Below are 8931 nucleotides of genomic sequence, written 5' to 3'. Positions count from 1 at the left end.
AGGGTGCCCTCGACGGGCTCCGCGACGGCCTGGTAGGCGGAGTCGGCGGCCCGCTGCAGGGCGGCCCGCAGCTGTTCGGCGCCGCCGCCCTCGGCGAGCGTCTCGGCGGTGCCGCGCAGCCACTGGGCGAGGATCACCCCGGAGTTGCCCCGGGCGCCGATCAGCGCGCCGCGGGCCATCGCCCGGACCGTCTCGGCCAGCCCGGGCGCCGGGTCGGCGGCGGGGTCGGCGAAGCGGCTCTCCACCTCGGCGGCGGCGGACTCGACGGTCAGGTAGAGGTTGGTGCCGGTGTCGCCGTCCGGGACGGGGTAGACGTTGAGCGCGTCGATCTCCTCGCGGGCCTGGCCGAGCGCGCGCAGGGCGAGCTGGCACCAGGTGCGCACGGCCGGGGCGTCGAGCGTGTGCAGCACCAGGTCTCCTCCGGACGGGACGCCGCGGCGGCCCGGGGCGGTGACGCGGGCCGGGCGGCGGCAAGGGGTGATACCGGCAGGTTATCGGGGGGCGGGGAGGGCCGTCCGGTCCGGCGGGCAGGAGCGATCACTCGGCCGGTCATGGTAGTTTCGTGGGACGGAAGCAAGCGTTGTATGCTCTTCCGGTTGCCTGGAACCGTCCAGGCTCACCCCCTTGTCCGGTCTGGTTCACGCGAGTGTTCTGGTGGCTGAGTGGGGTTTTCGAAAGTATCTGATCTGAAGTCTTGGAGTGACTCCTGTGGCTGCCAACTGCGACGTCTGCGGCAAGGGGCCGGGCTTCGGCAACAGCATCTCCCACTCTCACCGCCGTACCCCCCGTCGTTGGAACCCCAACATTCAGACGGTGCGCGCTGTGATTGGGCGGACGCCGAAGCGGCTCAACGTCTGCACCTCGTGCATCAAGGCCGGTAAGGTCTCGCGCTGACGCGCAGACCGGCATGCCGGTCCTCCAGTGAGCCGGTTCATCCTCGGATGGGCCGGCTTCACTGTTTCCGTGGCCGGTTGCGCCGATTTCCGGACGTGACCGTGGTGGGCGGGCTCCTCTGAGGAGTCCGCCCACCGCTGTTTTCCGGACGTTCCGGATGTTCCGGACGTTCCGGGCCTTCGCTAGCGCCAGCGCCAGGCGTGGTCGACCGGGCCGATGCCGGCGCCAAGGGCGAAGCCCCCGGCGATCGCGCCGGTGATGTACTCCTTGGCCGAGGCCACCGCCAGCGGCAGCGGCTCGCCCTTGGCCAGGCCGGCCGCGATCGCGCTGGCCAGCGTGCAGCCGGTGCCATGGGTGTGGCGGTTGTCGTAGCGCGGTGCCCGGAACCAGTGCACCTCGTCCGGTCCGCCGTACAGCAGGTCGGCGGCCTCGCCCGGCAGGTGGCCGCCCTTGACCAGCGCCCAGCGCGGCCCGAGGTCGACCAGCGCCTTGGCGGCGTCCAGCATCTGCGACTCGTCCTCGACGGCCAGCCCGGTGAGCTGGGTCACCTCGTGCAGGTTGGGGGTGGCCAGGGTGGCGACCGGCAGCAGCTTCTCGCGGACGGTGGCGACGGCCTCGGCGACCAGCAGCGCGTCCCCGTGCTTGGAGACCCCGACCGGGTCGACCACCACCGGGGCGTCCACCCCGGCCAGCAGTTCGGCGACGGTCTCGACGAGTTCGACCGAGGCGAGCATCCCGGTCTTCACGGCCTGCACCCCGATGTCGTCCACCACGCTGCGGAACTGCGCCCGGACGGCTTCGGCGGGCAGTTCCCAGTAGCCCTGGACGCCGAGCGAGTTCTGCGCGGTGACGGCGGTGATCACGCTCATGCCGTGGACGCCGAGGGCGAGCATCGCCTTGAGGTCGGCCTGGATGCCGGCGCCGCCGCCGGAGTCGGAGCCGGCGACGGTGAGCACGCGGGGGGGAGCAGTCGAAGCCATGGCCCCAACCTACCCGCGCCGTTTCACAGCACCGCTTCGGACTCCGCCCAGCGGTCCTCCGGCACCGTCTTCAGCCGGGTCACCGCGTCGCCGATCGGCAGCAGTTCGATGCCGGTCCGGCGCAGCGCGGTGAAGTGCCCGAACGCCCCCTGGTGGACGGCCTCCACCGCGTGCCAGCCGAACCGGGTGGCGAGCACCCGGTCCCGGGCGGTCGGGGTGCCGCCGCGCTGGACGTGGCCGAGGATGACCGGGCGGGCCTCCTTGCCGAGCAGGTCCTCCAGCTCGTGGGCGAGCCGGTTGCCGATCCCGCCGAAGGTCCGGTGGCCGTACTGGTCGACCTCGCCGTGGTCGAAGCGCATGGTGCCGGGCACCGGGGAGGCGCCCTCGGCGACGGCGATGATGGCGAACTTCTTGCCGCGCGCGAAGCGGTCCTCGATTATCCGGGCCACCGCCTCGATGTCGAAGGGCTTCTCCGGGATCAGGATGCCGTGCGCGCCGCCCGCCATGCCCGCGGTGAGGGTGATCCAGCCGGTGTGCCGTCCCATCAACTCGACCACCATGACGCGCTGGTGGGACTCGGCGGTGGTCTTCAGCCGGTCGATCGCCTCGGTCGCGACGTGCACGGCGGTGTCGAAGCCGAAGGTCACGTCGGTGGCGTCGATGTCGTTGTCGATGGTCTTCGGCACCCCGACCACGGGCAGTCCGGCGTCGCTGAACAGCTTGGCGGCGGTCAGCGTCCCCTCGCCGCCGATCGCGATCAGCGCGTCGATGCCGATCTCCCGGGCGAGCGTCCTGGCGTTCTCCACCGCCCAGGCGATCCGGTCCCGCCGCACCCGGGCCGAGCCCAGGATGGTGCCGCCGAGGGTGAGCAGGCCGGTGACGTCGTCGTGCGTGACCGTCCGGGTGCGGCCCTCGATCAGTCCGAGGAAGCCGTCCAGGATGCCGACGATCTCGTCCCCGTGGACGTCGGTGCCCCGGTGCACCACCGAGCGGATCACCGCGTTGAGGCCGGGGCAGTCGCCGCCGCTGGTCAGTACACCGATGCGCATCTGTGGTGTGCTCCCGCTCGCAGTGGTTCGGGCCGCCCGCGCCGGACGGGCGGGCCGGGGTGTCGCAAGCCTACGCACAACGCACCCGCGAAGCCCGTCCCCCGCGCACCGGAGCGTCACGCGCCGCCCGCCGTACGGGGATCGGCGCGCGGCCGCGCGCTACTCGGCGAAGTGGTCCCAGCCGCCGACCCGGTCCCAGGGCGCGCCGTCGACCGTCACCCGGCCGCTGCGGCTGCCCGTCGGGCGGCCGGTCACCTCGCCCACCACCCGCCAGCGGGCCGGGAGTTGGATCCCGCGCGGGAAGGTGGCCACGATCGCGTGGTCCTCGCCGCCGGAGAGCACCCAGACCAGCGGGTCCACCCCGACCGCCTGGCCGATGTCGGCCATCTGCGCCGGGACGTCGAAGTCGGCGGCCTTGAGGTCGATGTCCACCTCGCTGGCCCGGGCGACGTGGCCGAGGTCGGCGACCAGCCCGTCGCTCACGTCGACCATCGAGGTCGCGCCCAGATCGGCCGCCGCCGGGCCCGCGTGGTACGGCGGTTCGGGCCGGCGGTGCGCCTCGACGAAGGCGCGCGGGGAGCGGAAGCCGCGTTGGAGCACGGTCAGGCCGGCGGCCGACCAGCCGAGCCAGCCGGTCACCGCGACCACGTCGCCGACCTGCGCGCCGGAGCGCGTCACCGGCGCCCGCCCCTGGAGGTCGCCGAGCGCCGTGATGGCCAGCGTGACGGTGTCGCCGCGCACCACGTCGCCGCCGACCACCGTCGCCCCGGCCACCTGGCACTCGTCGCGCAGCCCGTCCATCAACTCGGTGGCCCAGGTGGTCGGCAGGTCCGCGGGGGCGACCAGGCCGAGCAGGATGGCGGTCGGCACCGCCCCCATCGCGGCCACGTCGGCGAGGTTCTGGGCGGCGGCCTTGCGGCCCACGTCGTAGGCGGTGGACCAGTCCCGGCGGAAGTGCCGGTTCTCGATCAGGACGTCCGTGGTCGCCACCACCCGGCCGTCCGGAGCCCGTACCACCGCGGCGTCGTCACCCGGGCCGAGGTCGACGGCATCGGTGAGCGGTACCCGGGCGGTCAGCTCCCTGATGAGGCCGAACTCGCCGAGCTCGCCCACGGTCCCCTGCATCTGCCGTCCTCTCGCGTTTCCATCCGATTCGGTCCCCGTCGCGCTCCCCCGCGCGCAGCGTACGCCCTTCGGGAGCATCGAGGTCTCCCCTCCCCGGCCCGCAGCGCGGTAGCGTGGTGATCAGACTGCCGGTGAGCCCACCCACCCACACACCTGACCGGGCGATCACGGCGGCTATCCCCCCTAACCGGCCGCCGGGAGGTCCCCGTGGTACAGGCATACATCCTGATCCAGACCGAGGTTGGCAAGGCCACCGCCGTGGCCCGGACCATCGCCGGGGTCCCCGGCGTCCTGAGCGCCGAGGACGTCACCGGCCCCTACGACGTGATCGTCAAGGCCGAGGCCGAGACGGTGGACGAGCTGGGCCGCATGGTGGTGGCCCAGGTCCAGAAGGTCGACGGCATCACCCGCACGCTCACCTGTCCCGTGGTGCACCTGTAGGCCGGTGCACCCGTGAGCCGGTGTGCCCGTGAGCCGGCGCACCGGCCCGTACCGGCCGTCCGGGCCCCGGCTACCATCGGCGGGTGGCCAGAGAACTGCGCGTCCCCGAGGCGCTGACCGCCCTGCCGGCCCCGGTCCGCTGGCTGGCCCTGCCCGTCGCCCTGACCTGCGCCGTCGTCGCGCTGGTCGGCAGCTGGAGCCCGGCCGATCCGGCGGTCGAGGTCCCGCAGCCGACCGGCCGGGCGGCCGGGTACTGCCGGGCGCTCGCCGCCGCGCTGCCCGCCGACCTGCTCGGCCACACCCGCCGAGACCCGTCGCCCGCCTCGCCGTACGTGGCCGGCTGGGGCGACTCGCCCCGGACGGTGCTGCGCTGCGGCATCGACCGGCCGGAGGAGCTGGACGGCGACCACGCCTCGGACTGGTCCCCGAGCGTCGACGACGTCACCTGGTGGTCGCAGAAGCTCGCCGACGGCGGCTACCGCTTCGTGACGACCATGCGCGCCGCCTACGTCGAGGTGACCGTCCCGGCCGGGGCCGCGAAGAACCCCTTCGACCCGGCGGCCGCCCTGAGCGGCGCGGTCAAGGCCAACGTCCCGGGCTGAGCCGAACGGGTCCCCGACGCACCGAGGGCGGGCCGGGAAGCTCCCGGCCCGCCCTCCGCACGTTCGCTGGGCCTGTCCTCGGACTCCCGTCGTTCGCCCGGAGGGCGGGCGGGGCGGCGTTGGGGTGCGTGCATCGCAAGGCGGAGGAGGGAGCCACTGCGGAGCATTGGCGACCGACGACAACGCGGCGAGGTGCGTGCCCCGGCGGCGCCCCGCAGACGCGAGTCCGAAGACAGGCCCTAGCGGAGCCCGGTCGAGCGCCGCAGCGCCGTCGCGAGCAGCCGGTCGATCAGCTCCGGGTACGAGACCCCGCTGGCCTCCCACATCTTCGGGAAGGCCGAGATCGGGGTGAAGCCGGGCATGGTGTTGATCTCGTTGATCATCCAGGTGCCGTCCTCCAGCAGGAAGAAGTCCACCCGGGCCAGGCCCTCGCAGCCGAGCGCCTCGAAGGCCTCGACCGCCTGGCGCTGGATCTCGGCGAGCTCACCGGCGGTGAGGTCCGCCGGGATCTTCACGTCCGAGGAGTCGATGTACTTGGCCTCGAAGTCGTAGAAGTCGAAGCCCTCGCCGACCAGGATCTCGCCGGCCACGCTGGCCCGCGGGCCGTCCTCGAACTCCAGCACGCCGCACTCGATCTCGCGGCCGGTCACGCCCGCCTCGATGATCAGCTTGGGGTCGTGCCGGCGGGCCTCCTCGATCGCCGCGTCGAGATCGGCCAGGTCCTTCACCTTGGTGATGCCGATGCTGGAGCCGGCCCGGCAGGGCTTCACGAACAGCGGCAGGCCCAGCTCGGCGGCCCGCTCGCGCACCGCCGCGCGGCCCGCCTCGGTCTCCCAGTCGCGCGGCCGCACGATGGTGTAGCGGCCGACGTCCAGACCGTGCGAGGCGAGGATCCGCTTGGCGAACTCCTTGTCCATGCCGGCCGCGCTGGCCAGCACGCCGTTGCCGACGTACGGGACGCCGGAGAGCTCCAGCAGGCCCTGGAGCGTGCCGTCCTCGCCCCACGGGCCGTGCAGCAGCGGGAAGACCACGTCGACCTCGCCGAGGGCCTTGGGGGCGCTGCCCGGCTCGGTCAGGACCACCTCGCGGTCGCCCGGGGCGACCGGCAGCGCGACCTGGCCGTCGACGCCCTCGGCGACGTGCGCCACGTCCGGCAGCTTCCCGTCGGTGATGGCCATCCGGGCCGGCTCGTCGCTGGTCAGCGCCCAGCGGCCCTCGTGCGTGATGCCGATCGGCAGCACGTCGTACTTGTCGCGGTCGATCGCCCTGAGCACACTGCCCGCGGTGGAGACCGAGATCGCGTGCTCGGAGCTGCGCCCGCCGAAGACCAGCGCGACGCGCGGCTTCCGGTCGGACCGGTTCGGGGAGGACTGTTCGATGCTCATATCGGGTTTGAGACTACCGTGCGAGGCCCTTCCGGGAAGTCAGCGGCGCCGCACCCTCGGCGCCGCCGCTCCGGTCAGCGCCGCTCGGGTCAGCGCCGCTCCGGCTTGGCCGAACGCGACATCAGCGCCCGCAGCGCCTCCTGGGTCGGCCGCCCGTTGTGCACCACGTCCACCACGGCCTCGACGATCGGCATGTCGACCCCGTTGCGCCGGGCCAGGTCCAGCACCGACTCGCAGGACTTGACGCCCTCGGCGGTCTGCCGGGTGGCCGCGCGGGCCTCCTCCAGCGTCATGCCCCGGCCCAGGTTCATGCCGAAGGTGTTGTTGCGGGACAGCGGCGAGGAGCAGGTGGCCACCAGGTCGCCCATCCCGGCGAGCCCCGCGAAGGTGTGCGGGTCCGCGCCCAGCACCTCGCCGAGCCGGGTGGTCTCGGCCAGCCCGCGGGTGATCAGCGTCGCCTTGGTGTTGTCGCCCAGCCCCATGCCGGCCGCCATGCCGACCGCCAGGCCGATCACGTTCTTGACCGCGCCGCCGAGTTCGCAGCCCACCACGTCGATGTTGGTGTACGGCCGGAAGTACGGCGTGTGGCAGGCCGCCTGGAGCCGCTTGGCGACCGCCTCGTCGGAGCAGGCGACCACGCTGGCCGCGGGCTGCCGGTTGGCGATCTCCTTGGCCAGGTTGGGCCCGCTGACCACCGCGACGCGCTCCTGACCGACCCCGGTGACCTCGTCGATCACCTCGCTCATCCGCTTGGCGGTGCCGAGTTCGATGCCCTTCATCAGGCTCACCAGCACGGTCTGCGGCTCGATCAGCGGCGTCCAGGCGGCCAGGTTGTCGCGCAGCGTCTGCGAGGGCACCACGAGCACCGCGAAGTCGGCGCCGGCCAGCGCCTCGGCGGCGTCGGTGGTGGCCCGGACGGTGTCGGGCAGCCGGACGCCCGGCAGGTAGTCCGGGTTCTCGTGGGTGGAGTTGACGGCGTCCACCAGCTCCTGGCGGCGGGCCCAGAGCACGACCTCGCAGCCCGCGTCGGCGAGCACCATCGCGAACGCGGTGCCCCAGGAGCCGGTTCCCATCACGGCGCAACGGGTCACTTGCCGGCCTCCTCGGTGCCCTTGCCCGGCTCGCCCTTGGCGCGCCGGCGCTCGGCCAGTGCGGCCGCGGCGCGCTCCCGGGCGGCCTTGCGCATGTCGTAGCGCTCGGCCGGCGGCTCCTCGCCCCGGACTTCGGCCAGCACGGCGGTGATCGCCGTCATGATGTCCTCGGTCGCGTCGGCGAGCACCTGGGCGGTGAGTTCCTGCCCCTGGTACCGGCTCAGGTCCACCGGCGGCCCGGCCGCGACGGTGACCCGGTGCCGCGGGAACAGGTTGAACCGGCCCTTCCCGAAACCGGGCCGGCCGTACGGCGGGATGATCTCGTGGGCGCCCCAGTGCGCGACCGGGATGACCGGTGCACCGGTCATCAGCGCGACCCGGGCGACCCCGCTCTTGCCGGTCATCGGCCACAGGTCGGGGTCCCGGGTGAGCGTTCCCTCCGGGTAGAACTGCACGCACTGGCCACCGTTGACCGCGTCGATCGCGGCCCGGAAGGCCTGCGCGGCGTCGGTGGACTCGCGGAACACCGGGATCTGGCCGGTCTTGCGCAGCATGAACCCGATGAAGGGGACGGAGAACAGCGAGGACTTGCCGAGAATGCGCGGCGGACGCCCGCTGTTGTACTGCCAGTGCGCGTAGATCACCGGGTCGATGATCGAGTTGTGGTTCACCGCGGCGATGAAGCCGCCGTTCCTCGGAACGTGCTCCCAGCCCCGCCAGTCGGGCTTCACCAGGGCGGTCGTCACCGGCTTCACCAGCACGGCCGCGAAGCGGTACCAGATGCCGTAGTCGGCGTTGCCGAACTTGGCGTACGAGCGGCGGGCCACCCCAGCTCCTTCTCATCCGATGCGGCACGGATTACCGCGGTCATGGTGTCCCGGTGCCGCGCACCGCTTCCGCCGGTGCCCGGGCCACGGGCGCGGAACAGTGTCGCCCGCCCGCTCACCGGCTGTCGAGCAACCGCGCCAACCCGCCCGGCGGGCGTGATCAAACGCACGTCCGCACAGCTCGAACGGCCTGGCGAGGGCTCCGGGACCGGCGCCAGAATGACGCCGGTGACCCAGGACACCGTACGCCCCAGTGAGCCCGTCGCGCCCCCCGCACCCACGGCCGGCTGGTCGCTGGTGCTCCCGCTCAAGCCGCTCGCCCTGGCGAAGAGCAGACTGGCCCCGTACGCCGGGCCGCACCGGGCCGACCTGGCGCTGTCCTTCGCCCTGGACACCGTCGCCGCCGCCCTGGCCACCCCGGACGTCGACCGGGTCCTGGTGGTCACCCGCGACGCCGAGGCCGGCGCCCGGCTGGCCGCGCTCGGCGCCCTGGTGGTCGCCGACGAGCCCGGCGGCGGCCTCAACCGGGCCCTGGCG

At 73.4% G+C, this 8931-nt stretch carries 10 protein-coding genes and 1 pseudogene; 4 read left to right on the top strand and 7 right to left on the bottom strand.

What is annotated here, in order from left to right:
* Positions 1-410 (bottom strand): DAK2 domain-containing protein (locus AE652_RS27825; RefSeq protein WP_049656335.1); only part of this gene is annotated, 410 nt, incomplete at its 3' end.
* A gap of 298 nt (positions 411-708) precedes the next feature.
* Between AE652_RS27825 and rpmB the strand changes: the two genes are divergently transcribed.
* Complete coding sequence (rpmB, locus tag AE652_RS44250) at positions 709-894, top strand: 50S ribosomal protein L28 (RefSeq protein ID WP_014138233.1); 186 nt, start codon at positions 709-711, stop codon at positions 892-894.
* A gap of 182 nt (positions 895-1076) precedes the next feature.
* Here rpmB and thiD read toward each other — a convergent pair whose 3' ends face one another.
* The 3 genes from thiD to AE652_RS27810 form a co-directional block, all read right to left on the bottom strand.
* Positions 1077-1874: a bifunctional hydroxymethylpyrimidine kinase/phosphomethylpyrimidine kinase gene (gene thiD, locus AE652_RS27820; RefSeq protein WP_049656332.1), complete on the bottom strand. Its 798-nt coding sequence runs from the start codon at positions 1872-1874 to the stop codon at positions 1077-1079.
* A 23-nt stretch (positions 1875-1897) separates the two neighbouring features.
* The gene (locus tag AE652_RS27815; protein ID WP_049656329.1) at positions 1898-2923 is read right to left on the bottom strand and encodes an ATP-dependent 6-phosphofructokinase; all 1026 of its coding nucleotides are present in this window, start codon (positions 2921-2923) and stop codon (positions 1898-1900) included.
* 159 nt (positions 2924-3082) lie between these two features.
* Positions 3083-4048, bottom strand: coding sequence for a thiamine-phosphate kinase (locus AE652_RS27810; protein WP_049656327.1), 966 nt, complete (start codon positions 4046-4048; stop codon positions 3083-3085).
* Between the two features lie 207 nt (positions 4049-4255).
* On the opposite strand from AE652_RS27810, the gene AE652_RS27805 reads away from it, so the two are divergent.
* A complete protein-coding gene (locus AE652_RS27805; RefSeq protein WP_049656326.1) occupies positions 4256-4489 on the top strand; it encodes an Lrp/AsnC family transcriptional regulator in 234 nt (77 codons plus the stop codon).
* Positions 4490-4572: 83 nt separating this feature from the next.
* Positions 4573-5091, top strand: a complete 519-nt coding sequence (locus AE652_RS27800; protein WP_082346018.1) for a DUF3515 family protein — start codon at positions 4573-4575, stop codon at positions 5089-5091.
* A 239-nt stretch (positions 5092-5330) separates the two neighbouring features.
* Here the strand turns inward: AE652_RS27800 and AE652_RS27795 are convergent, their stop codons facing one another.
* The 3 genes from AE652_RS27795 to AE652_RS27785 form a co-directional block, all read right to left on the bottom strand.
* Positions 5331-6476 (bottom strand): D-alanine--D-alanine ligase family protein, encoded by a 1146-nt coding sequence (locus tag AE652_RS27795; protein WP_049656323.1) that lies wholly within the window; start codon positions 6474-6476, stop codon positions 5331-5333.
* Positions 6477-6565: 89 nt separating this feature from the next.
* Entirely contained in the window at positions 6566-7567 is a 1002-nt protein-coding gene (locus tag AE652_RS27790) for an NAD(P)H-dependent glycerol-3-phosphate dehydrogenase (protein WP_049656321.1), read from the bottom strand.
* Entirely contained in the window at positions 7564-8394 is an 831-nt protein-coding gene (locus AE652_RS27785) for a 1-acyl-sn-glycerol-3-phosphate acyltransferase (protein WP_049656319.1), read from the bottom strand. Before AE652_RS27785 ends, AE652_RS27790 begins: the two co-directional genes overlap by 4 nt.
* 219 nt (positions 8395-8613) lie before the next feature.
* Here AE652_RS27785 and AE652_RS27780 point away from each other — a divergent pair.
* A pseudogene (locus AE652_RS27780) lies at positions 8614-8931 on the top strand (2-phospho-L-lactate guanylyltransferase); the annotation flags it as partial.

Source organism: Kitasatospora sp. MY 5-36 (genome assembly GCF_001182915.1).
GTDB lineage: Bacteria > Actinomycetota > Actinomycetes > Streptomycetales > Streptomycetaceae > Kitasatospora.
Note: the sequence above shows the minus strand (reverse complement) of the source record. Positions and strands in the feature narration are given on the sequence as shown.